The sequence below is a fragment of the Trichocoleus sp. FACHB-591 genome, from assembly GCF_014695845.1.
Taxonomy (GTDB): domain Bacteria; phylum Cyanobacteriota; class Cyanobacteriia; order FACHB-46; family FACHB-46; genus Trichocoleus.
In genome coordinates this window covers 1-24,486 of sequence record NZ_JACJPA010000056.1, presented here as the reverse complement: position 1 = coordinate 24,486, position 24,486 = coordinate 1, and the positions used below count along the sequence as shown (strand labels likewise).

General features: G+C 50.2%; 22 protein-coding genes and 2 pseudogenes. 10 read left to right on the top strand and 14 right to left on the bottom strand.

Going from position 1 to position 24,486, the window contains the following annotated elements:
* Positions 1-67: 67 nt before the first annotated feature.
* A pseudogene (locus H6F90_RS11570) lies at positions 68-1,117 on the bottom strand (IS630 family transposase).
* A gap of 29 nt (positions 1,118-1,146) precedes the next feature.
* Between H6F90_RS11570 and H6F90_RS11565 the strand changes: the two are divergent.
* Positions 1,147-1,311 (top strand): hypothetical protein, encoded by a 165-nt coding sequence (locus H6F90_RS11565; RefSeq protein ID WP_190552627.1) that lies wholly within the window; start codon positions 1,147-1,149, stop codon positions 1,309-1,311.
* Between the two features lie 255 nt (positions 1,312-1,566).
* Positions 1,567-2,967, top strand: coding sequence for an IS110 family transposase (locus H6F90_RS11560; protein WP_242024429.1), 1,401 nt, complete (start codon positions 1,567-1,569; stop codon positions 2,965-2,967).
* Positions 2,968-3,000: 33 nt separating this feature from the next.
* On the opposite strand, the pseudogene H6F90_RS11555 reads toward H6F90_RS11560, so the two are convergent.
* The 13 genes and pseudogenes from H6F90_RS11555 to H6F90_RS11495 all read right to left on the bottom strand — a co-directional run.
* A pseudogene (locus tag H6F90_RS11555) lies at positions 3,001-3,432 on the bottom strand (IS4 family transposase); the annotation flags it as partial.
* Between the two features lie 285 nt (positions 3,433-3,717).
* Positions 3,718-4,527: an aliphatic sulfonate ABC transporter permease SsuC gene (ssuC, locus tag H6F90_RS11550; RefSeq protein WP_370588001.1), complete on the bottom strand. Its 810-nt coding sequence runs from the start codon at positions 4,525-4,527 to the stop codon at positions 3,718-3,720.
* A 96-nt stretch (positions 4,528-4,623) separates the two neighbouring features.
* On the bottom strand, positions 4,624-5,697 hold the full coding sequence (locus tag H6F90_RS11545) for a sulfonate ABC transporter substrate-binding protein (RefSeq protein ID WP_190552624.1): 1,074 nt from the start codon (positions 5,695-5,697) through the stop codon (positions 4,624-4,626).
* Positions 5,698-5,750: 53 nt separating this feature from the next.
* Positions 5,751-6,806, bottom strand: coding sequence for an aliphatic sulfonate ABC transporter substrate-binding protein (locus tag H6F90_RS11540; protein WP_190552623.1), 1,056 nt, complete (start codon positions 6,804-6,806; stop codon positions 5,751-5,753).
* Between the two features lie 27 nt (positions 6,807-6,833).
* Complete coding sequence (locus tag H6F90_RS11535; protein WP_190552622.1) at positions 6,834-7,643, bottom strand: bifunctional 2-polyprenyl-6-hydroxyphenol methylase/3-demethylubiquinol 3-O-methyltransferase UbiG; 810 nt, start codon at positions 7,641-7,643, stop codon at positions 6,834-6,836.
* A 41-nt stretch (positions 7,644-7,684) separates the two neighbouring features.
* Positions 7,685-8,458, bottom strand: a complete 774-nt coding sequence (locus tag H6F90_RS11530) for an ATP-binding cassette domain-containing protein (RefSeq protein ID WP_190552621.1) — start codon at positions 8,456-8,458, stop codon at positions 7,685-7,687.
* 516 nt (positions 8,459-8,974) lie between these two features.
* Positions 8,975-9,658: a glutathione S-transferase family protein gene (locus tag H6F90_RS11525; RefSeq protein WP_190552620.1), complete on the bottom strand. Its 684-nt coding sequence runs from the start codon at positions 9,656-9,658 to the stop codon at positions 8,975-8,977.
* A gap of 12 nt (positions 9,659-9,670) precedes the next feature.
* Complete coding sequence (locus H6F90_RS11520) at positions 9,671-10,708, bottom strand: NADP(H)-dependent aldo-keto reductase (RefSeq protein WP_190552619.1); 1,038 nt, start codon at positions 10,706-10,708, stop codon at positions 9,671-9,673.
* A 121-nt stretch (positions 10,709-10,829) separates the two neighbouring features.
* Positions 10,830-11,972 (bottom strand): aryl-sulfate sulfotransferase, encoded by a 1,143-nt coding sequence (locus H6F90_RS11515; RefSeq protein ID WP_190552618.1) that lies wholly within the window; start codon positions 11,970-11,972, stop codon positions 10,830-10,832.
* Positions 11,973-11,992: 20 nt separating this feature from the next.
* Positions 11,993-12,838 (bottom strand): NADPH-dependent oxidoreductase, encoded by an 846-nt coding sequence (locus H6F90_RS11510; RefSeq protein WP_190552617.1) that lies wholly within the window; start codon positions 12,836-12,838, stop codon positions 11,993-11,995.
* 29 nt (positions 12,839-12,867) lie between these two features.
* Entirely contained in the window at positions 12,868-14,505 is a 1,638-nt protein-coding gene (locus H6F90_RS11505; RefSeq protein ID WP_190552616.1) for an FAD-dependent oxidoreductase, read from the bottom strand.
* Positions 14,506-14,548: 43 nt separating this feature from the next.
* Positions 14,549-15,601, bottom strand: coding sequence for an ABC transporter substrate-binding protein (locus tag H6F90_RS11500; RefSeq protein ID WP_190552615.1), 1,053 nt, complete (start codon positions 15,599-15,601; stop codon positions 14,549-14,551).
* A gap of 45 nt (positions 15,602-15,646) precedes the next feature.
* Positions 15,647-15,946 carry a 4Fe-4S binding protein gene (locus tag H6F90_RS11495; protein ID WP_199295872.1) on the bottom strand — a complete coding sequence of 100 codons (300 nt, stop codon included), beginning with the start codon at positions 15,944-15,946 and terminating at the stop codon, positions 15,647-15,649.
* Between the two features lie 185 nt (positions 15,947-16,131).
* Between H6F90_RS11495 and H6F90_RS11490 the strand changes: the two genes are divergently transcribed.
* From H6F90_RS11490 to H6F90_RS11455, 8 genes are all read left to right on the top strand, one after another.
* A complete protein-coding gene (locus tag H6F90_RS11490) occupies positions 16,132-17,004 on the top strand; it encodes an ATP-binding cassette domain-containing protein (protein ID WP_190552614.1) in 873 nt (290 codons plus the stop codon).
* A complete protein-coding gene (locus tag H6F90_RS11485; RefSeq protein WP_190552613.1) occupies positions 16,961-17,815 on the top strand; it encodes an ABC transporter permease in 855 nt (284 codons plus the stop codon). Before H6F90_RS11490 ends, H6F90_RS11485 begins: the two co-directional genes overlap by 44 nt.
* A gap of 119 nt (positions 17,816-17,934) precedes the next feature.
* Positions 17,935-18,408, top strand: coding sequence for a MarR family winged helix-turn-helix transcriptional regulator (locus H6F90_RS11480; RefSeq protein ID WP_190552612.1), 474 nt, complete (start codon positions 17,935-17,937; stop codon positions 18,406-18,408).
* A gap of 31 nt (positions 18,409-18,439) precedes the next feature.
* Positions 18,440-19,753 carry an MFS transporter gene (locus H6F90_RS11475; protein WP_190552611.1) on the top strand — a complete coding sequence of 438 codons (1,314 nt, stop codon included), beginning with the start codon at positions 18,440-18,442 and terminating at the stop codon, positions 19,751-19,753.
* Positions 19,754-20,063: 310 nt separating this feature from the next.
* Positions 20,064-21,434, top strand: coding sequence for an LLM class flavin-dependent oxidoreductase (locus H6F90_RS11470; RefSeq protein WP_190552610.1), 1,371 nt, complete (start codon positions 20,064-20,066; stop codon positions 21,432-21,434).
* An 87-nt stretch (positions 21,435-21,521) separates the two neighbouring features.
* Positions 21,522-22,469 carry a TauD/TfdA family dioxygenase gene (locus H6F90_RS11465; protein WP_199295871.1) on the top strand — a complete coding sequence of 316 codons (948 nt, stop codon included), beginning with the start codon at positions 21,522-21,524 and terminating at the stop codon, positions 22,467-22,469.
* Positions 22,470-22,530: 61 nt separating this feature from the next.
* Positions 22,531-23,631, top strand: a complete 1,101-nt coding sequence (locus tag H6F90_RS11460; protein ID WP_190552609.1) for an aliphatic sulfonate ABC transporter substrate-binding protein — start codon at positions 22,531-22,533, stop codon at positions 23,629-23,631.
* A 17-nt stretch (positions 23,632-23,648) separates the two neighbouring features.
* Positions 23,649-24,353 (top strand): 2-phosphosulfolactate phosphatase, encoded by a 705-nt coding sequence (locus tag H6F90_RS11455; RefSeq protein WP_190552608.1) that lies wholly within the window; start codon positions 23,649-23,651, stop codon positions 24,351-24,353.
* Positions 24,354-24,486 lie beyond the last annotated feature (133 nt).

The following is a 24,486-nucleotide window of genomic DNA, read 5'->3' as shown; positions in this document are numbered from 1 at the left end:
GATCTGTAGTTGTCGTCGCGATCCCTGATTGTCGTTGCGATCTGAGGTCTCGATTGACAACACCCACTCACCAAGTCTCTGTCGCGACACGTCTATCCTCTTGACATTTAATATCCATGCCATCTATCACAGCCAGAGCTAAATCATATTCGTTGTCAAACATTCGTCTTGCAATTTCATGCGCTTTGAGTTGACGCCACTGTGCTTCGATGAGATTCATCGGTGAGCCATAAGCAGGCAAAAAGAAAATGAATAATCCTTGCTCTTGCCACCGTGCCCATTGTTGACGAACCACTTTACTGGTGTGAATCGGTCCATTGTCTTGCACGATAACGGTGAGCCGTCCCGTTTGTTGGATTGTTTCTGCCGCAGTTGCAGCAACCCAATCCATTACCCTAATGTAGCTTGCGCTCTTAAATCCTCCTTGCACCAGTGCATACTCGAAGTGTTTGTCGGGTTGCCAAAGCCCCAAAATGCTAATCCGGCTGCCGTAGCGGTGCTGGGTTTGTTCCAGGCATTTCTGTTTCCCGATGCGACTGTAGCTGTAGCTGGCTGGGCTCCACAGGCAAAAGCCCGATTCATCTAAATACTTCAGCTCGATGTGTTGCTCTTGTGCTGCTTGCTGCAACAGTTCTAAGTCTGCTTGCTTGGATTGCTTCTGGAGCAAGTCCTGTTTGTTTCGCTGACTATGGCGGGTGCGTTTCCAACGAAACCCCTTTTTTCATCCCCGTCGAATCCAATCGGGCGAGAGGGTGATTTGCTTTTGTTGTTGCAGTTTATGGGCGAGTTGAGTGCTGTTGTAGGTTCGAGGGTCGTCCTCAACCCACGTCTCTAGCAGTTGCTTGTCAGCTTCACTCCAGGTCGCTTTCGCGCCTCATCCTGGCGCTTCCCATAACCCACTCAATCCGCCTGCTTGCCAGCGTCGCAAAGTGGCTCTAACGGTATGCTCATGACACTCATAAATCTCAGCAATCGCAGGGACGTTCCATCCCTGTACATTTAAGCGAACCATATGGGCGCGATCCCGCGTTCGTTGCGGTACCATTTGGGCAACTCGCAACTCACTCAACATCGAATCTTCTGCCTCGCTTAAGCTAATCCGAATGGGAGCAGGCATAAAGATGGAAAGCTCTGTTTAGAGGTTCTATGCCATCTTATGCTTGGTTAGTCCCAGCTACTTATGTAGATTCTGGGACGAATGCATACGAACGCCAACATCAAGAACGGGTCATCAAGCATCTCAAGAAGAAGGCTCAAGCACTTGGCTTTGATCTCATTGCTCAACCGATTCTTCAAGAGTGTGTTTCTTAGGAGCGCCTTACTAGGGCAGTTTTGCCCTGAGCATGAATGGGAGAAACACTCCTGCACGCAATCTATAGAAGTATTGTAGAGATAATCCTGAGTCAGCAAACCGAGACGTCAATAGTACCCTTCCAGGTCTGATTAGGAGCGTGGTTCTGGGGAGAACTGGCCATGAGATTGGTGAAGGCTCACAGCCTATCCCGTTTGAGAGATTAGCCATTAACCCTGCCCCCACTCAGGAGGTTCATCGTGATGAGGAGCACTATGAAAAAGACTTCGCAGATTGGCAAGCCTCAGCTAGCCGAACCTCAAGCCTTACCTCCCGAATTCGCTCATCTTGAGCAACTCAATCTCCATGCCGCAGGAATTGATGTAGGGTCTGCTGAGCATTGGGTTTGTGTGCCTACTGGAAGAGCTGAAAGCAATGTCCGCTCCTTTGGGTGCTTTACCCCTGACTTACAAGCCATGGCAGAGTGGTTGAAGCGTTGTGGGGTGACCACCGTCGCCATGGAATCCACGGGAGTCTATTGGATTCCCGTCTTTCAGATTCTGGAGTCTATGGGGTTAGAGGTCAAACTGGTGAATGCTCACCATCTCAAAACCGTTCCTGGACGTAAAAGCGATGTGCTTGATTGCCAATGGCTCCAAAAGTTACACACCTATGGCTTGCTCGCTGGTTCATTCCGTCCTGATGACCAAGTGTATGTACTACGAAGCTATGTCCGCCAACGAGAGCGGCTGATTCAAAGTGCAGCTGTGCATATTCAACGCATGCAACATGCCTTAATCCAAATGAATCTGCATCTGCACAAGGTGATTAGCGACATTACCGGCTTAACAGGGATGTCCATTATTCGAGCCATTGTCGCCGGAGAGCGTGATCCTCAAATCTTAGCCGCCCTCAAGCACTCGCGCATCCGCAGCAGCCAGGACGAGATCGCTAAGGCGCTCAGCGGCAACTACCGGGCTGAATTAGTGTTCATTCTGCAACAAGAGTTAGCACTCTATGATCTGCATCAGCAGCAGATTGCGGCTTGTGACGGACAAATTGAGCAGTGTCTGATGAGCTTTGATAGCAAAACTGACCAACCGCCACCGAGTGCGAAGAACAAACGGCGGAAGACGACTCAAAATGCGCCTGTCTTTGACTTGCGGGGGCAGTTATATCGAGTGAGTGGCATCGATTTCACCCAGGTTAATGGACTCGATGCGTTGAGTGTTCAGACGATTCTCTCTGAGGTGGGCTTAGACCCTAAGCGTTTTCCCAGTGTCAAGCACTTTTGTTCCTGGCTGGGATTATGTCCAGGAGCGCGGATTACCGGAGGCAAGTCGCTGAGTTCTCAGACTCGCTCGGTGGTGAATCGGGCCGCGAATGCTTTTCGGTTAGCGGCTCAAGCGGTTAGTCATAGCCACTCAGCCTTAGGGGCGTTTTATCGACGCCTACGGTCTCGTTTAGGAGCCCCTAAGGCAATCACAGCCACGGCTCATAAGATTGCTCGTCTGTTTTACAAGCTCTGGTCTAGCGGGGGAACCTACGCCGACCCCGGAGCAGACTATTACGAGCAAAAATACCGAGAACGCCTAGTTAAACACCTGAAGAAAACAGCTCAGTCTCTCGGCTTTGAAGTTGTACCCCAATCTTCTACGGTCGAAAGTGTTTCTTGAGAGACAAGCAATGTCTCGCTCTCCAAAGCGCTCCAGAAACTGGTTGAACAAGTTCATGCGCTCATCCGTGTTGGAATTGCCCCGTTTGTCGAGCAAGCACCACACCAAAGGAAAAGCCACTCCTTCATGCACCACCCCCAGCATCAGAATGTTGAAGATGCGTTCCCCAAATTGCCACTGCGTCCGGTCAATGGAGAGCACCCACGGTTCTGGAATCGCCATCAGAGCAACGACCACCTGGGCAATCTCAGCATAATCCATTTCATAGTCGCGAAAGAATCTCTGGAGGCGTTTATAGTGCGAATCAGTTTGAGCCCTGCCGCCGAAGGCAGTTGCAAGTTCAGCAAAGTTAATAGTTTTAACTCGCAGCAGAGCGATCAGAAAAGCGGCAAGAAAACTCAGTCTGACTCCATGCCAAGCGAGGTGGGGACGCAAGGCGTCTCGAAGTAGAGTAATCTGATGCATCAGGGTTTCATGCTCTGAATGTGGTAATTCTCATGGAACCCTTTCCTTGTAACCATTTGCAAGCTTTTGTCCTCTGCTTAGCTACAAAACATACAGTCATGACCCTTCGCATAGACCTTATACTTTCCTAAAGTTCGCCACTTTTTCAGGGTGAATCAGGAAAGAGGGCGATCGCTTAATCACAAGCTCTATGAGCATTCTCACACTTTTTCCTATTTGCAAAGAAAGATCTGACGATGGATAGCTATCATCGGAAGTTTTTTGAGAGAAGGGTAATGACTTCCTTTAAGTCTTTAGATAAGTGGGATTCCATTGGAGCCACCTGCGTTCCAAGGCTTTGGCGATCGCATCCGCTAACTTACCGAAGAGGGCATACATGACAATTGCTAGAACAACGACATCTGTTTGCATAAATTCTCTGGCGTTTGTGGCCATGTAGCCAATGCCTGAATCAGCCGCGATTGTTTCGGCGACGATTAAGGTCAACCACATAATTCCTAAGGAGAAGCGAATGCCGACCAAAATAGATGACATAGCTCCTGGTAAGATGATTCGCCAGAATAAAGCCCCGGTATTGAGTCCGTAGACTCTCCCCATCTCAATTAAGCCTGGATCGACATTGCGGATACCATGGAAGGTATTTAGGTAGATGGGAAACATTACCCCCAAGGCAACTAGAAACAGTCTGGCTTCTTCCCCAATGCCAAACCACAGAATTACCAGTGGTAGCAGTGCCAAGTTGGGAATGGTGCGTAGCATTTGGACGGAGGTATCAAATAGCTTCTCAGCAATTGGGGAGATGCCATTGAACAATCCTAGGAGGAACCCGATACTGCCACCAATGATGAAGCCTGCGATCGCCCGTCTCGCACTCACACCAATATTGACGAACAACTCTCCAGTTTGACTAAGGCGGATTGCTGCTGTGACCACGGCTAGGGGTGCAGGGAGGATTCGGGTAGGAATGATTCCGAACGAGGAGAACAATTGCCACACAATGAGAATAAAGACTGGAAAAGCCCAGGGAATCAAGGCTTGGATACGGCGATCGCTGAGCAGAACAGCCAACTTGGCGGCGAAAGAATGACGACTCACTGAAGATCGTCTGGCATCAAGTTTGTAGTTAACCATAGGACGCGGTAAAGACAAAGAAGAGGGGACTAAAGATGATTGTGCTATCGAGGCCAGGAGTTATTTTTGGCTGATGGTGGTTGGAGTAATGACTGCATACTCCTCAGGTGTGAGTGTGGCCTCTTTGAGATCAATTTGTTTGGGCAACACCTTATTGCTGTAGAACAAATCAGCAATTCTTTGCTGCTCAGCAATTAGCTCAGGCGTAATGGGTCTGAGGCGATATCGCCGCCGCTGACTCACTGTTTCTAAAAGTGAAATATCTAGCTTTAACTCTGGTTCTAGAAGCTGAGCAACTTCTTGGGGGTTGGCTTCTGCCCATTGCCCCAGTTTGTCAACTTCCTCTAAAATCAGCCGCACCAATTCTGGATTTTCCTTGGCAAACTGTTTAGAAGCCAGGTAGAATCCACCCTGAGTAGCAATTCCTTTGGCATCCCTGAGAACTCGGCCATTAGCAATTTTTTGCGCGATCGCTAGGTGGGGGTCCCAAGTCACCCAAGCTTCGACTTTGCCTTGAATAAAGGCTTCTCGGACATCTCCTGGTGGCATACTTACGGCTTGGACATCGTTATACTTCAGCCCTACTTCATCCAGGGCTTTCACCAAGAGATAGTGAGAGGCAGAGCCTTTTTGGAAGATGACGCGTTTCCCTTTGAGATCGGCAACCGTTTGAATCGGTGAATCCCTGGGAACGACAATACCACTGCCTTCACCTGTGGAAGGTTGCCGACCTGCCAAATAAACCAGAGAGGCTCCTGCCGCTTGAGCAAAGATGGGTGGTGTTTCTCCTGCCGAACCGATATCTACTTTGCCGACATTCATGGCTTCCATCAGTTGCGGTCCAGCGGGAAACTGTGCCCACTCTACCTTGACTCCTAATGGCTCTAACCGCTTCTCTAAAACACCTTTCAATCTAACGATGTCACCAGAGGATTGATAACCTACATGAACCACTTTGGTCTTAATACCAGTGCCAGGTGAGTTGGTTTTGTTGATGGAGTTTTGGGCATTGGGAGCTTGGCCCGTGCAACCTGCGATCGTGGTTGCAATCATCATGAAACCTGGCACAGCAACCGCTAGAACTCGCTTCAGAATGCCTTGCTGCCGTGACTTAAAGGATGCAACGAGAACCATGAAAAATTCCTCTTACAACTGATATCGTGATTCGTTAGTTTGGCTGAAAGTCTCTATCGCTGACTGATGGTGGTAGGGGTAATCGCTGCATAGAGATCACTCGATAGCAGAGCTGTCGAAATGTTGACAGGCTTGGGCAGGACACCATTTTCGTAAAACAAATCTGCAACTCTTTGTTGGTCCTGAATCAACGCTGGACTAATGGCTCTACGTCCGAAGGTGCGACGACCAACAATTCTCTCTGCCACATCGAGGGAAAGTTTTTGCTCTGGTGCGATCAGTTTTGCCGCTTCGGAGCGGTGGTTGGTCGCCCACTGCTCAATCTTGTCGATCTCCTCGATCACAAGCTTTAGCAGTCCTGGATTTTCTTCTGCAAATTTTCGACCGCTGATATAATATCCACCTGGGGAATCCAACCCTTCGGCAGTCTTGATCACGCAAATTCTACCGAGTTTTTCAGCCAAAGCATAATGGGGATCACCTGATACCCAAACTGGGATTCTGCCTTCAATAAAAGCACCTCTGGCATCTACGTTAGGCATGCTGCGGATCTTGATATCACTAATCTTCAAACCGACTTCCTGTAGAGCCCGCAGAATAAAATAGTGAGAAGCTGATGCCTTTTGAAACACCACTTCTTGCCCTTTAATGTCTTCGAGCTTTTGAATCGGAGATTCTGGAGGCACGGCAATAATACTACTACGGCCTGTTTCTGGTGTTCGCTTTGACCCCACAGCATAAACAATATCTGCACCAGCGGCTTGAGCAAAAATAGGCGGTGTTTCGCCCACAGAACCAACATCTACCTTGCCCACGTTCATAGCTTCCATCAGTTGTGGGCCTTGGGCAAACTGAGCCCATTCCACCTTAATGCCTAATGGCTCTAGCCGTTTCTCCAATACTCCTGTAACCCTGACGAGATCTCCTGCTTGTTGATACCCCATCTGCAACACTTTGGTTTTGATGTCAGAGGGGTTAATGTTAGAAGTTGCTGTGTTTTGGGCTGATTTGCTGCAACTACCTAATGCAAGAGTGGTCGATAAACTTAGCATTCCAGGTAGTGCAACTTGGAGGAAGCGACGACGACGAATGCGAATATGTAAATTCATAGATTTGGTGGTGATGCGGAAATGGTTTTATTTCCAAGCAACCAAGGCGCTGGCTGTCAGTTCTTCTGTGAAGTGTCCTGAAGGTTCAACGGCCAGTAGAGACTCTTTCAGATCTGCCTCAAATTTTTCGCGATCGCTGCCAAAGAAGGATGGCAGTGCAAAGGCAGTGGAATAGAGATAACCGAGATAAGAATCAACAGTCCAAGTTTTCTCGAAGGTGAGGTCGAAGGTTTTTTGCTGAACAAATTTTGATGCCAGCACTTCCTCGTGAGGTACTTCTAGGTTTTTCCAAACGCCTTTGCCTGCTTGACCTGTGCGACGTCGTTCCCCGAGCCAACGCTTGACAGTGGCGATCGCGGCTTGCTTCCAGGGCAGAGAACTATTCCAGGGATCATCTCCGGTTTTGAGGATGGCAATGCCTCCGCCTTCTGACAACAGGGGAGACAGTTTCTCTAGAACCAATTCTCGCTGCATCCAGTGGAAAGAACGACCAAACGTAGCTAAGCGGAACTGACCTAATTCAGGAGAAATCGATTCTGCGCGATCCTGTATCCGACGAATGTGATTGATGTCGAGTGTTTTTGCTTCTGCTTGAGCTTCCTGCAACATCTCTGCATCTGGATCGATCGCTACGACTTCTGCAAACCGGTTGCTAAAGGGGATTGCCACCAATCCAGCGCCACAACCAAGATCCAGTAATCGTTCTGTACTATCCAAGTTGAAGAGGTCAGCTAATAGATCAAACAGGGCTTGGGGATAGCGCGATCGATAGCGGGCATAGTACCAGGCAGCGCCTTGAAATAAGGTTGGATCTGGAGTAGAAATTGTTGTAGCCATTGAAAAACTGAGTAAGGTTAGCAGGGAACAATTCGAGAAATTTAAGAGGCGATCGCAAAGATATTCTGGTTCGGCTCTGGTCTACCCATCACCCGATGTAGAATCTTCTCGACCGTTTGAGCAAAGACGGCATTTCCTCGTTCTCTCGGTCGTGGTAGGTCAATGCGATGATCCAGGGCGATGCGACCGTTCTCGATGAGCACTACTCGATCTGCTAGAACCACTGCTTCCTCGACATCATGAGTAATTAGAAGGGAGGTAAACTGCTGCTCCTGCCAAAGGTTCTCCAAGAGCTGCTGCATTTCAATTCGAGTCAGGGCATCTAAGGCTCCTAGTGGCTCATCTAACAGCAGGAGAGGAGGTTCACTCACCAAGGCTCTTGCTAAGGCAATCCGTTGGCGTTGACCACCCGATAGAACGGAAGGCCACTCAAATGCTCTTTCTTGCAGCCCAACTGCATGAAGCACTTCCAAGGCTTTGCTGCGGACAGAACCACTGGAGCCGAATAAACCTAATTCCACATTAGATAGCACTTTCTCCCAGGGTAAGAGGCGAGCATCCTGGAACATCATGCGTACAGTAGGGTTAAGGCGATAAGAACGTTTTCCGTTCAAGTAAATATCACCTTCTGTGGGCGCATCTAGTCCTGCGACTAAGCGAAGTAATGTACTTTTACCACAGCCACTACGCCCAACGATCGCCACAAATTCGCCAGGCAATATTTCCAGATCAATTCCTTCCAAAACAGTCTGATGACCAAAGGATTTTTTCATTCCTTCAATCGCTACATGCATGCCCCGAGGTTCAGATCCCATATTGAAAATCTCCAAAACGAAAGCGAATCCAGCTCAAATTTCTAGCCTTTGCTTAGATTCGTGCGGTGGTTAAAGTCTTTCATAGGCTAGTCAATGCTTATAAAACACCTTATTTATCAGTTTTTACCTTCAAGGTGCTTTCTCTAACTGACTTTTGCGATTAATCTACTGTAAGTCAATCGACTTACCGTATTTACTAAATGGTAGTTTCGCATGGCTGTAATTAAAAATCAAGCATTCTCGCTCGGTATTTCTATACTTTTAAGGCATTTTTCTGAAATTGATGAGTTGATTTAAATAGCTTTATTTCTAGACATTTTGAGTATTGAAATGAGGTTTTGAGAGTTACAATTTTTTAGTGTAAGAAAGAACAATTTTATGGTTTATTTATAGATTAAGAATTAGGTTTTTGTTAAAAATATGCTTTACAAGCTGTCAGTTTTCTGCCCTATAACAAATATTAAGGGAGAAGATCAGCTGATCTCCTCCCTTGTAAGTCATTTAGGGCTGTAGTTTTTAGTTGCGGGCAGCTCCAGCAGTGGCAGGAGTAGTGACGAATCTGGCGTAGCGTTCTAAATAGAAGCTGACAGGATTTTCAATACTTTGAACCGAGGGGCGATCGCGCACAGCATGCCACCAGTTCTGGATGCGAGTTGCCTCAGCCGGCGGGCTAAAGTTGCGATACTCTTTCAGCGTCGGCAGCCGTTCAAACCAGGGATAGAAGGTGAGATCGACGAGACTCAGGGAATTACCAAACCAGTAAGGCCCTTCTCCTGATAATTTGCCAAATCCTTCTCGCTCGATATACAGCAGAGATTCCTCAAATTCCTGTCTTCCTTGTTCTTGCTCCTGAGCGGTTTTACCCCGCAGCAGTTTGGAGAATGCAGGAACAAAGCGAGTATTGGCGTAGTCGATCCAGATCCGGGCGATCGCTCTGACTCCTGGTTCACTTGGTAAAAGGGGTGGCTCGGGAAAAACTTCCTCTAAATATTCGTTGATGATGGCAGACTCAACAATCTCATGATCGCCATGTTTGATTGCTGGAACTTTGCCATAACGTGAGATTTGAGAAAACCATGCAGGTTTATTTTGCAGGTCAATCTCAGTTAGTTCGAAGTCAATTCCTTTCTCTAACAACACCAACCGAGTGCGGTGAGCAAAAGGGCAGGCTTTAGCACTATAAATTTGAACAGTTGTCATCGTTAATCTCGTTTAAGGTGCAGGGTTGGGATAACGGGTATGAATGGCATCAATCTCAGCCAAAATTGCTTCATCGAGCGTGACGTTCACACTGTCTAAGTTCTCTTGTAATTGCTCCAATGTGGTGGCACCGATGATGGTACTGGTGACGAACCAACGACTGCGAACAAAAGCTAATGCTAGATGAGCAGGTTTGAGATTGTGAGCGCGAGCGATCTCAATGTAGGCAGCGACCGCTTCTGCGACGTTAGGTTTGCGATAGCGTCCCCCAAACCCTTCAAAACGATTCAGACGGGCATGGCTGGGAGCACCATTGAGATATTTACCAGAGAGCAGACCAAAGGCCAGCGGGCTGTAGGCCAGCAGCCCCACATTTTCGCGATAGCTCGCTTCTGCCAAAGCCGCATCAAACACGCGATTCACCAAACTGTAGGCATTTTGAATGGAAACGACTTTAGGTAGACCGAGTTGTTTAGCTAAGTGGCTGAATTCAGAGATACCCCAAGGAGTTTCGTTGCTGAGACCGAGATGACGAATTTTGCCTGCTTTGATCACATCGGCAAAGACGGCAAGTTGCTCTGCGATCGCCACTGTTTCTTGCTCTTTGCGAGGGTCAAACACTGTTTCGCCAAAACGCGGCACATAGCGATCGGGCCAGTGAAGCTGATAGAGATCGATGTAATCGGTTTGCAAGCGTTTGAGGCTAGCGTCTACAGCCTGCTCAATGTTTCTGCGATCGATCTTTTGCTCACCATCTCGCAGCCAATGAAAATCACGTCCTGGTCCAGCAATTTTGGTGGCAACAATCAGTTGATCCCGTTGTTGACGGCTGAGCCATTCGCCAATATAGGCTTCGGTTAAACCCTGTGTGTCTTCCTGCACAGGTACGGGATACATTTCTGCGGCATCGATAAAGTTGACACCTTGAGCGATCGCGTAATCGAGTTGTTGATGAGCTTCAGTGATGGTGTTCTGTTGCCCAAAGGTCATGGTGCCTAAGCAAATTTCAGAAACCTGTAAATCGCTGTCACCTAATTTGTTGTATTTCATGTTTTTTTCCAAAAAAAGATAACGGAGCCTTGCAGACCTCTGCCCAAACGCCTCTCCTAAGAGGCGAGAGGCTTTGAATCTAGCTCTCCTCCCCTACCAGGGAAGGGGTTGGAGGTTTGGTCTAAAGCCAAGGAATCTCTTCACGGGTGTAACGAAAGGCACGGAAGACAGAATTTTGTTCGCCACGTGCGACAGGGGCAGAGTCAGGCGATCGCCCGCCAAAGTGCGGATTGACATATTCCCAAACCACTTCACCGTCAGATGTGACTTCAAACAAGCGTCCAAAGGAGCCTTCTGTAATTAGGGTGTTGCCGTTGGCTAAGCGTTGCGCCCCGGAGATGTAGGGGCTGAAGAAGTTTTGTGGCGGATTGTCTGTGTACTCCCAGACAATTGCTTGCGTTTGGCGGTTTACCTCAATCACGCGGGAATAGTTGAGGGCCGTGTATTGGCGATGTGCACCGTTGTCGAAAATCAGCAGGTTCCCATTTGGTAGTTCATGAGGGAAATGCTGTTGTGCCAGCACTTCTCTGCCGAGTTTCCAAATGATGTTCCCAGTGGTGCGATCGACAATCACAACGGTGGAGATATTGCGAAAACTCAGGATAATGTTGCCGTCTGCCAGTTCTCTAACTGAGTTGCCGTGAGTCCACTCGTGGCGCGGATCTTGATAATTAATCACATCGGTTTCTGGATCAAGATGCTCATAAGCATGCCAACTCCAGATAATCTCTCCGCCAGGTGTGACTTCATGAATCACATCGGCATAGATGTCGCCCTCTGCTTCGGTACCAGGGATGCCGCCTTTAACTTGAGCCACTAGCGATCGCGGAATCTTCTCGATGCACAAAATCAAAGTGTTTCCATTGCGGAGTCGGCAAGCATCATGATGGTGATCATGATGATGATATTCCCAGATAATGTTGCCATGGCGATCGGCTTCTAAGACCACACCGCCCTTAAAGAGCGACCACATGGGACAACGGCTCTGCGCTTCGGGAACTTTGCCGTTATAAAACAGATTGCCGTTGGGGAGGAGATAGCCATAAGGCCCAGGTGCATAGGGCAGTTTCCATTCGTGCACTATTCTTCCTTTGATATCGGTTAGATACACTTCACCCTGCCCAGTCAAAGGCGTAAATAGGGTGTATCCCAAAAAGGTTTTCATGTGGTCAATGGCTCGTAAACCAGTACCACGACGACGAATGGTGTTTTGGTCTACGAGAGAGGTTCTAATAGCGGGTGGCGGGTTAAAGGCGAGAGTCATAACTGAATAGCAAGGATAAATTAACGCAGCTCAAAGCCGAGCTGATGCAGAATGTCATGCAGATGAGCGCGATTGCGTAATGAGTCAGCACTGGCGACGCGATCGCTAGAATGCTGGGTCCAATCCCCTTCAACCTTCATGTTTTGCTGGTCATAAAAGGCTGCCATGATCTCGTTGTAATGGGCGATTGCGACATCTTGGGCTTCCAGGTTGTAGGTTTCACGATGCAACACCGCTGATTGAGGGAGACGAGGTTTAATCACGGCGGGTTTGGCGGGATCGGGATAACCGACACAGAGCCCAAACACCGCGAAGACCTGTTTTGGCAAACCCAGTTCTGCGGCCACAGCGGCGGGTTGGTTGCGAATGCCGCCAATGTAGACGGTGCCTAAATCGAGAGACTCTGCGGCGACAGCAGCGTTCTGGGCAGCCAGAGTAGCATCGATCGCCGACATCAAAAACATCTCCAAATAGTTCAGCCCGTCGTGAGCGAATCCTCTTTGTGCCGCGATGTGGGTAGGACGCGCCAAATCAGCTAACCAAACCAGAAATAGCGGAGCCTGGCGGATATGGGCTTGATTCCCTGCCAGTTGGGCCAAGCGGTCTTTGCGCTCTGGCTCTTCGATCGCTACGACGCTCCAAGTTTGCAGATTGGAGGAAGTGGAAGCAGACTGGGCAGCCGCAATCAGGGTTTCCAGTGTTCCACTAGGAAGGGGCTTGGAGAGATAGGAACGCACAGAACGGTGAGATAACAGCGTCGTCAGGCTACTATTCCAAGGAGCCTCTAGGCTGAGATCAAAGGCCGTACCGTAGCGATCGCGTAGCAGGTTAGCAGCAGTAGTTGGAGCAGGTGCAGTAAAGGTCATGATCTGAAAAGATAGATTTTGGTCTCAGGTTATAAAGCGACCAGTTCTCGTGCAGCCACCTGAGGTTGGATCGGCTCAGCTTTCACCCAAACTTGGTCCAAGCCGCCGCTAATCAAGTAGTGCTTTTGGTTGGGGTCTTGGTCAGGGTAATCCAGGCGTTTGTGCATACCTCGAGATTCTTGCCGTTGCAAACCGCTGCTATACATCCAGCGAGCTGTGGCTACCATTGCCGCGGCCTCCCGCGAGCGAATCACATCATTAGCAGTGGGTGTGGCACTATTACGAATCTCCTGCCACAAACTGTTTAAGCGACCCAATGACTCGTTCAACACAGACTCGGAGCGGAACAGGTTGCGATCGTAGGGCATCACTTCTGCCTGAGTTGCGGCGATCGTCTCTTGAGAAGTCAGCGATCGCGCTCCCTCACCCCGTAAGCCTGCTGCCCCCACGCCTTGCACTCGTCGCTGAGTTGCTTGCTCTCCCAAGCTTTGGGCAAAGGTGGCAGCAGATTGTCCTGCCCAATAACCTGAGGACATCGCCCAGGCCGCATTGTGGCTACCTCCTCCGGTAAAGCCACCACAGATCAGTTCGCGAGTGGCGGCATCTCCTGAAGCATAAAGTCCAGGAACACAGGTGGCGCAGGTGCGATCGGTGATGCGGATACCGCCTGTACCGCGAACTGTGCCCTCCAGACGCATCGTGATCGGGAAGCGTTGGGTAAAGGGATCAATTCCAGCGCGATCGAATGCCACAAAGAAGTTGGGCTGAGATCCCCGCATCCAGGCTTTCGTCTCTTCGGTCATGTTTTGATCCAAGCGAGCATAGACAGGCTGGCTGAGCAATGTCTTGGCAATCACCGAGCGTCCCCGCTTCGAGCCTGCGCCTTCAATCACCGTGCCGTCTTCGTAGGTGAAGGAAGCCCAGTCGTAAAAACGAGTTTTGGTGACTGAGGAGAAACCGGGAGAGATGGCATAGGCATTGGAGAATTCCATGCCGGAGAAGTCAGCGCCCGCTTCGGCTGCCATCAAGTAGCCATCTCCCGTCAACACGTTGCAACCTAAGGCTTTGCTGAGGAAGGCACATCCCCCCGTGGCAATCACAACGGCACCCGCTCGCACGGTCCAAGGTTCTTGAGTGTTCCGGTTGATGCCACTGGCTCCCGCAACGGCTCCGTCGCTATCTACCAGTAATTCTAGGGCGGGACTATGGTCTAAAATTTTGACTCCAGCCTGGCGGATCTGCTTCCGCATGAAGCGCATGTAGTCTGGGCCTTGCAGCGATCGCCGAATCGGTTTGCCCTCGGCATCTGACTGAAAAGAATATCCCAAATCCGCTAGAGAATTAATGTTGTCATAGGTGCGATCGAGCACTCGTTCTATCCACGATCGCTGGGCCAGAAAACCACCCATCGCCTCGCGGCTCGCCATTGCTGCTTCCCGTTGCTCTGGGTCGGGGGCCACATACCAAACACCATTGCCTGATGCTGCGGCTGCGCCACTGGTGCCACAGTAGCCTTTATCCACCAAGATCACCTTGGCTCCATTGCTGGCGGCACTCCAAGCGGCCCAAGCGCCAGAGGGTCCACCCCCAATCACCAAAACATCGGCAGTCAAATGAAGACCAGAAACATGACTGGAAGCGGCATCACTCGTGATTTGACGATTCATACATTCGCTCCTTCAGATCAAAAGATCAAAATATGGAAAGGGATTAAGGATTCGCAGCTTGCCAATCTTTGATGTCAAAATCAGACTTCAACAACTGTTGCTCTGCTAAAAAGTCCTTGGTCGAGTTCAAGAGCTGCAAACCTCTGTCGTTGAAAGGTTCCGTGGGGTAAAGATTCAGAGGGTAGGATGCTTTTGCCGCTGACAACGACAACCCTCCACTCTCCTTGGCGGCAAATTGGTAGAAAGCTTCTGAGTTGGCTTTGATGTCTGCCAAGGCTTTTTGCCGAGTTTGGTTCCACTGTTTAGGCAGTTCCGGATATTTGGCTAAGGCCGCTTCTGTGACGATGCTGACCCCGGTTCCGACCAAATCATCATGGGTACTGGCTTGGTCGATCGCCCGAAATCCCTGCTCTAACAGGGTTGGCCCTACCCCCATCGCAAACGGATAGGCCGCAATATCTCCCCGCTCGATCGCAACTTTGGCTTCTGCGGGTTTCATTTGGATAATTTTCACGTCTGACGTGAGCTTGTTCTCCTCTAGCAAACCAATCAGATAGCGATGGAGATAAGTGCCCTTAGCGACTCCTACCTTCTTGCCTTTGAGATCTGCCAGCGATCGCACGCCATCTTGTTTGGTCAGCAACCAGGCATCCTGACCAACACGAGTTTGATTGATCAGCTTCGTAGGCAATCCCGCCGATCGCCCCACCAAGGCTGGCGTATCCCCATATAAGCCCAGGTCTAGCGCCCCGCTGGAAAGGGCTTCATTCAGCGCGGGTCCACCATCAAAGGGCACAAAGCGAACTTCTTGAATCCCCAGGCTTTTTAGTTCCTGGTTCCACCAGCCTTTTTGGTGTGCCCATCCTTCCGGACCCAATGGCACTCGACTTTCGGTACTAATGAAGCCCACTCGCAAAACGGCCTGATCTCCAGCTTTGGCGACTGAGCTAGTAGCAGGAGCAGTGTTGGCGATCGCGGTCGAGTTAATTTGGCTTTGCTGAGAGGAACAACTTGCAGCCGTGACTACCAGGGCATAGGTAGTCAAAGAGGTGAGAAAGTGATTGAGAAATTTGCGTCGCCCAAGTCGATGAATCATGATCTATGTGAATGAATAGTGACTCTCTAGCTGGGAGGAGATCTGCTATTTTTTGCGTCCCTTTCCCCAGCCCACATCTTCTCGGTAGCTCCCCAGCAAGCCTGCAGCGACTAATTCTGCTTCATCCACAGGCACCGACTCATCAGCGTTAGGAGCCACATAGAGGGCATCTACTGGACAATACAATTCGCACATAAAACAGGTCTGACAATCACTTTTGCGAGCGATCGTGGGGGGCTTGCCAGGCACTTTTTCAAAGACATTGGTGGGGCAAGCCGTGACACATAAGTTGCATTGGATGCAACGAGAGGCACTGACAAGTTCAATCACAGGGTTAGTACCCATCCAAATACTACTGTTTATCTACCGATTTACCGTAGATTAACTTTGGAGTATGTCATAGTCGCTGGGCAAATACAAGTATTTTTGGAACAAATTATCGGGTTAACTAATTGTTAGAGGATCTAATAAATTAGTAAATGGATATGTTACTAATTGTTAGAGAGTCTAACTAGGAAGCAACGGTATCCATGAGGCAATCGATTCAAGATGCAGGATTCCCAGAGCCAGAAGCCTTTTCACTCGCTCCCTCTTTGGTCAGTCAGCGTCCACTGTTGAAAACCCAAGCTCTAACTCGTCGCTTCGGCAAATTTACCGCAGTCAATGGCGTGAATCTGGCAGTACAACCAGGTGAAGTCTTTGGGTTGTTGGGACCGAATGGAGCAGGCAAAAGTACAGTGATCAAAATGCTGACCACTTTGCTTCCCGCCACCAGTGGCAAAGCAGCGATCGCAGGCTTTGATGTCACCCGTCAAGCTTCAGCAGTCCGGCGAGTCATCGGCTATGTGCCGCAAGCCCTCTCGGCGGATGGCAGTTTAACGGGGTATGAAAATTTGCTCATCTTCGCCAAACTCTATGACATTCCTCGAAGTCAGCGCGATCGCCAGATTCGAGAACTGCTGGCGTTCATGGGGTTGCAAGATGCTGCCGATCGCTTGGTGCGTACCTATTCCGGCGGCATGATTCGGCGACTGGAAGTAGCGCAATCCATTTTGCATCGTCCCCAGATTTTGTTTCTGGATGAACCCACCGTGGGCTTAGATCCGCTGGCTCGCAGTTCAGTTTGGGCCTTGGTGCGGCAACTTTGTGCCGATTACGGCACCACTGTATTTCTTACCACCCACTTTCTGGATGAAGCAGATGCGTTATGTCAGCGCGTTGCCATTATGCATCAAGGCAGCGTAATTACCACAGGTTCCCCTACTGAGCTCAAAGCCTCGCTAAATCAGCGTGATGCCACTTTGGATGACGTGTTTATCCACTACACCGGAGACCAATTAACCACAGGAGCTAGCTACCGTGAAACTTCAAGAACTCGACGCACCACTCAACGGTTGGGATAAGCCCAGATCGCATCCGCTGAGTCGGGGGTGGGGGGCGATCGCTGAACTGATCAACAAAACGCTGGTGATTACAGAACTAGAAGTCCGCAAACTCCGTCACGATCCCAGTGATTTGTTTTTGCGAGCGGTCCAACCCACCCTCTGGTTGCTGATTTTCGGCCAAGTATTTACCCGCATTCGCGGCATTCCCACCGGAGATTTGCCTTACCTGGATTTCATGGCGGCGGGAATCTTGGCTCAGAGTGTTCTCTTCGTCTCCATTTTTAGTGGCGGCATGTCAATCATCTGGGAAAAAGACCTGGGGATCGTGCATAAGTTTTTGGTCAGCCCGACGCCACGGGAGGCAATGGTGCTGGGCAAAGCCTTGGCTTCAGGGATTCGCAGCTTGTCTCAGGTGGCTATCGTCTACCTGTTGTCGCTGCTGTTGGGGGTGAAGCTAAATCCTAGCCCCGTGGCGATCGCCGGAGTCGTGCTGATCGTGTTGCTCGGTGCGGCCTGTTTTTCCCTCTTTTCGATAATCGTTGCCTGTTTGGTGAAGTCACGAGAGCGATTCAACGGCATGGGGCAACTGATGACGATGCCTCTCTTCTTCGCCAGCAATGCCATTTATCCGATTACTCTGATGCCCCAGTGGTTGCAGGTGCTTTCTCATCTCAACCCACTCACCTATGAGGTGGATGCCCTGCGAGGCACGATGCTAGCAAATGGTTCTAGTACCTACGGGTTTGGGTTAGATTGCGCCATTTTATTGCTGGTGGTTACCATTTTCACGATCATTGGTGGCCGACTTTATCCCCAAGTTGGCATGTAATGTCAGCATTTCACCCAATCTAAGCGAAAGTAGAGAGAGGGCAATTCTTACTATCTAACAGTAGAATGACGGCTCTAAATCATGCATCGTATCTGTGGCTTGGGGAGAATCAGCGTCCAATGGGATCGAGAAAACCTGCTCGGAAAAAGGTTGTGGAGCAATGTGCGGCGAGAGTGATGGAAACTGTCCCTCTCGTGATGCGGTTTATTCGAGCAGATATGCGGGCGCGGGGTTCTTACGAAGAAATTTCAGTGCCTCAATTCCGCAGCTTGGCCTTTCTTGATAAAAATCCCGGCGCTTCTCTGTCGGAACTGGCAGACCACTTGGGCGTGACGCGGGCCACAGCCTCAGCCAATACCGAACGTTTGGTGCAGCGCGATTTTGTCGATCGCTGCGACCACCCGGAAGAACGACGACGAGTGGTCCTGAAGTTGACCCCAGCAGGCAAAGAACACCTGGAAGCAACTCGCGCTCAGACGCGGTTATACATCGGCGATTTGCTGACCTCTCTCAGTGATGACGAAATCACCCAGGTCGCAGCAGGATTGTCACTCCTGAAACAAGTGTTTGAACAATCCGCTGACTCGACCTGAACAAATATTCACTATTTTTCGATTTTTCACCATGTGGTTTAGAAAAAAACGCGCGGCGAATGATGAACTCGCCCATCCTCCTGATCCGTTTCTGGCACTCCGATTCCGCGACTATCGGCTGTTTGTCCTAGCACGGGTCTTTTTGTTTATTGGCTTCCAGATCCGCAACATCGCTGTCGGCTGGGAGCTTTACGAACGCACTGGATCAGCTTTGGCCTTGGGTGGTGTCGGCTTAGTGCAGGTCGTACCCGTCATGGTTTTGACTCTGTTTGCGGGGCATTTAGCCGATCGCAGCGATCGCAAACGGATCATGCTCCTGACAACGCTGGTCATGGGTCTATCATCCCTGGGGCTGGCAGTACTCTCCTACACGCAAGGGGCAATTCCGTTGGTCTATGCCTGTTTATTCGTTACCGGAATTGCTAGAGCCTTCAATAAACCTGCGGCGGATGCGTTGGGTTGGGAGTTGGTTCCTACCCATGCTTACACTAATGCTGCCACTTGGAATAGCAGCAGTTTCCAATTAGCAGCGGTCTTTGGCCCTGCTTTAGGCGGGCTGGCGATCGCCGCTCAGGGCAAAGCTACAGCAGCTTATCTTTTAGCGGCGACCTCGGCCCTACTCTGCTTCAGTCTGGTTGCCATCATGCGCGATCATTCCACCACTCGTTCGACCGAACCTTTGTCGGTGAAGGCACTCTCGGCAGGGGCAAAATTTGTTCGGCAAAACCAACTGATTCTGGCGGCGATCGCTCTGGATCTGTTTGCGGTGCTGTTGGGTGGAGCAGTCGCCCTGTTGCCCATTTACGCCAAAGATATCCTTAAAGTTGGGCCTGTTGAGTTGGGCTGGTTACAAGCTGCGCCTTCGATTGGGGCACTGTTAATGGCAGCAGTTCTGACGTACCTACCACCCTTTCGCAAAGCAGGCCAAGCGCTCTTGTGGTCCGTGGTTGGCTTTGGCGTTGTGACGATTATCTTCGGCTTTTCTCGCTGGTTCTGGCTATCCCTGTTGATGCTGGCTCTGAGCGGCGCGCTGGATAATATCAGCGTTGTCATTCGTCATACCTTGGTTCAGATTCGCACTCCTAACGAGTTGCGGGGACGAGTGGCTGCAATCAACGGTGTATTCATCAGCGCCTCCAATGAGTTAGGAGCCTTTGAATCAGGTCTGGCCGCAGCGCTTTTGGGACCAGTCTTGGCAGTGGTCAGCGGGGGTGTGGGTACGATCGCGGTTGTGATCGCCACGGCCCTAATTTTTCCCAACCTGCGAAAGCTGGGGGCTTTGCATGAGTACACATCCAGTTCCACTTCTCCATCTGAACCGGATACTGGAAACCAACCAGCTTGAAGCGATCGCCCACCATCCGATCAATCCCTTAAATTTAATCTTGACTAAATCGATAGATATACCGGAGAATGCTTTTATCGATATTAGTTCGACACCCTAACAGTTTGTGGATTTCAATCATTCTCGATTGAAGCAGGAGTGAGGTTACGCAGGTTCCTGAACACAACCCTCCAGAATTAACTACCAATTGAGTTGTTTGAGCACGAGCGATCGAGAGTCAATCGCTTTAGTTTGTGATTGCGCCTAGAAAACAAGAACAGTCAGACTTGGCGCTGGTTGGCGATCGCCTATCAATGGGAGAGAGACTTGCATGAGTAAAAAGAGACAGCTAAGACTAGGGGCATTTTTGCCTGGTTCGGGACATCATGTGGCGTCCTGGCGACATCCGGAGGCTCAAGCCGATGGGGGATTAAATTTTCAGCACTATAAGCAGATTGCCCAAACCGCAGAACGGGGCAAATTCGACATGCTCTTTCTGGCAGATGGCGTGGCAGTGCGCGATCGCGGGCAAACTCCTGAGGAATTGAGCCGATCGGGGAAGGTGGTGCATTTTGAACCTTTTACCCTCCTGTCAGCGCTGTCTGCGGTCACGGAACGGATTGGCCTCACTGCAACGGTTTCCACCACCTACAACGAACCGTTTCATCTCGCTCGCAAATTCGCCTCTCTCGACTATCTCAGCGGCGGTCGCGCAGGTTGGAATCTGGTGACTTCTGCCACGGAAGCGGAAGCACTCAACTTCAACCGCGACAAGCACATGGAGCATACGCTGCGGTATGAGCGAGCCCGTGAGTTTGTGGAGGTCGTCACCAAGCTTTGGGACAGTTGGGAAGACGATGCTTTTGTGCGTGATCAAGCGTCTGGGGTTTATTTCGAAGCAGATAAGTTACATATCCCTAACCACAAAGGCACTCATTTCTCTGTGCGCGGCCCTTTGAATGTGGCCCGTCCCATTCAGGGATATCCCGTGCTGATTCAAGCGGGATCATCCGAGGATGGCAAGAATCTGGCAGCCCAAACCGCCGAGGTGATCTTTACCGCGCAACAAACTTTAGAGGAAGCTCAGGCATTCTATGCCGACGTTAAAGGGAGATTAGTGCAGTATGGCCGCAATCCCGACCATCTCAAGATTATGCCTGGCGTGTTTCCGGTAATCGGGAGAACCGAGCAGGAAGCCAAAGAGAAATTCCAGCAGATTCAGGATTTAATCCATCCCCAGGTTGGATTGGCTTTGCTAGGTGGAATGATTGGGGGCTTTGATTTATCTCAATATCCCTTAGATGGCCCTTTGCCCGATTTGCCAGAAACTAACGGTGGTAAGAGTCGCCAAAAACTCCTGACTGATTTAGCGCGTCGAGAGAACTTAACCATCCGCCAACTGTACCAGGCGATCGCAGGGGCTCGCGGACATCGCCAGATTCTCGGTACACCAGAGCAGATTGCTGACCAACTAGAAGAATGGTTCGTTGACGATGCCGCCGATGGCTTCAACATTATGCCGCCCTACCTCCCCGGCGGGCTGGATGAGTTTGTCGATCTAGTGATTCCAGAACTTCAACGTCGCGGTTTGTTCCGCATCGAATACGAAGGTCATACCCTGCGGGAGAATCTGGGTTTGCCGCGTCCTGCTAATCAGTTTGTGAAAGCAAATGCACTTGAGCTAGTGGGTGCCTCTGCTTGATGTCATTAGCAAATAATCGCTGAAGGGTGCGACCGCCCTTATCCCTCACCTAGAAATCATCCAACCTATTTGTAATCGGAGTCCATCATGAGTGCAGTTTTGAGCCAAGATACCAAAACGATTCAATCTCAAAGCTTTGAAGTCAAACCGATCGCTGGACGTATCGGAGCCAAGATCATTGGGGTTGATCTCAGTGCCGATCTCAGTGATCAGGTGATTCAGGAGATCCGCCAGGCTTTGGTGCAATACAAAGTGATCTTCTTCCGGGGGCAAACGCTAGATGCAGACGGGCAAGTTGCTTTTGCTCGGCGCTTTGGCGAAGTGACCACGGCCCACCCTACTGTGCCATCTCTCCCCGGACATCCCGAAGTGTTGGATCTTGATTATGGTCGTACTGCGGCTCGTGCCAACAACTGGCATACCGATGTGACTTTCGTCGATCGCCCACCCCTTGGTTCTGTATTACGCGCGATCGAGATTCCTCCCGCAGGTGGCGATACCATCTGGGCCAACAGTGTAACCGCTTATCAAGACTTACCCGATCATCTCCGGAACTTAGCCGATCGCCTCTGGGCAGTCCACAGCAACGCCTACGACTATGCCGAAGCTGCGGTCAACTTATCGGAAGAACTGAAAGCCTACCGGAAAGTCTTTACCTCCACGGTTTACGAAAGCTTGCATCCAGTTGTGCGTGTGCATCCGGAATCCGGTGAGCGGGGGTTATTCATTGGCGGGTTTGTTCGCCAGATTCAGGGACTATCCACCACCGAGTCCGATGATATTCTGCGGCTGCTGCAAGCCTATATCACCCGTCCAGAAAACACCGTCCGTTGGCGCTGGAAAGTGGGAGATGTCGCCTTCTGGGATAACCGTGCTACTCAACACTATGCGATCGCGGATTACGGAAACCAACCCCGTCGGGTGCAACGAGTCACGATCGCCGGAGATCTCCCGGTGGGGATTGATGGTAAGCATAGCCAAGCGGTTAAGGGAGATTCTTCTACCTATACGCCTCCTGTCGCGGTCACTGCCTAAACCAGTTTTAGCTAAACATCTCGTTCCAGATTCACGTATCTTTTTTGTTAGGTATTGATCAGTGTGGAGTCTCAACAAAACATTTTCAGCTTGGCAGCGTTCAAAAATCACGCGGCGATCGGCCTTATTCTGTATCGGCTATTCCCTGGCCCTCTCTACCTCTCTGGCAAGTTGCACTGCCCCGTCGGATAATGCCGCTCAATCACAGGGCACTTCTGCCAATGTCAGTACTGCTAGTAACAGCGGCGGTGGGAAGCAAGAATTTCGAGTGGTGCGCTCTAAACAATTGTCCTCCCTAGCTGTGTTAGAACAACAAGGCACTCTAGACAAAGCACTAGAGCCGCTAGGATTCACGGTGAAGTGGACCGAGTTTGCTGCGGGTCCCCAACAGCTAGAGGCTCTGAATGCGGGCAGTTTGGATATTGCCCACACCGCTGAGTCTCCAGCAATTTTTGCCCAAGCGGCAGGAGCCCCGTTGGTCTACGTCGCCACAACGCACACCAATGGCAAGCCTGTGGCGCTGCTAGTACCCAAAGACTCACCTGTGAAGAGTGTGGCTGACTTGAAGGGCAAGCGGATTGCCTTTCAAAAAGCATCTATCGGTCACTACTTGTTGGTAAAAGCCTTAGAACAAGCAGGCCTGACACTGAATGATGTGGAGTCTGTCTTTCTGCCACCGCCGGAAGCGAACGTAGCATTTTCTCAGGGCAAAGTCGATGCTTGGTTCATTTGGGACCCGTATATCACTAGAGCCGAGCAAAGCGGTGCAGGACGGATTCTGATCGATGGCGAAAACCTACGAGATACACGCAATTTCTACACGACAAGTCGCAAGTTTTATCAAGCTCATCCGGAAGTGATCAAGGTGTTTCTGGAAGAACTCGAAAAGACGGAAGATTGGTCTAGAAACCATCCCAAAGAAATGGCTCAACTGCTAGCGCCTGTGACTCAACTTGATCCCGCCACTTTGGAAATCATGCACGGGAAATATAACTATGGGCTGCAACCCATTACGGAAGCTGTGATCACCAAACAAGAGGAGGTTGCTGGTCTGTGGTACAGCTTGAAGTTGATTCCCAAGCAAGTAAATGTCCGCGATGGGTTTCTCACACCGGAAGAGTATGCTAAATTCACACCTCAAGCGGTGCTGGCTAAGCAATAGGGCGCGATCGCGACTGGATGAGCTACTTTAGTCAATCTAACTTTGAGATTCGGTGCGAATGGGGAGTCAGAGGCGTTGAGCAACTGGCTCCTATTAGTGATGTCGTGATCATTGTCGATGTCCTCTCGTTTTCCACCTGTGTTGAAATTGCCACAAGTCGGGGTGCGATCGTCTTTCCTTATTCCTGGAGAGATGACACTGCTGAGGAGTTTGCGAAATCTATTGGTGCAGAATTAGCAGGTGGACGAGGCATCCACAATCCTTACTCTCTATCTCCCGCATCCTTAAGCCAGATTCCAAAAGGTACTCGTTTGGTGCTGCCTTCGCCGAATGGTTCGACGCTCAGTCTAGCCACTAGAGAAACACCCACACTGGCAGGATGTTTGCGGAATAGTCGGGCCGTGGCGTTAGCGGCAGTGAGCTATGGTCAACGGATTGCTGTTATTCCCGCTGGGGAAAAGTGGCAAGATGGCAGTCTCCGCCCCTGTTGGGAAGATTTAGTGGGAGCAGGCGCAATTATCTCTCATTTACATGGTTGCTGGTCACCTGAAGCAGAACTTGCAGTGAGTGCCTATCGCCATGCTGAACTTAACCTCAAATCCCTTCTAAACCAATGTAGTTCTGGTCAAGAATTAATTGGTAAAGGATTTGCAGCAGATGTTGATCTAGCGGCAGAGTTGAATGTAAGTGAGGCTATACTCAGATCTTGCACCAAGGCTTAAAAGGTGGCAGAAAGGGCGTGAAACTAATAGACCGCAAGAACAATGGACATTCTTGCCCACGCCCAAGAACTAATCTATCACTTGCTCGATGGGATGCCGACTCCCTACCAACGTCAAAGCCTGCAAGCTTTGC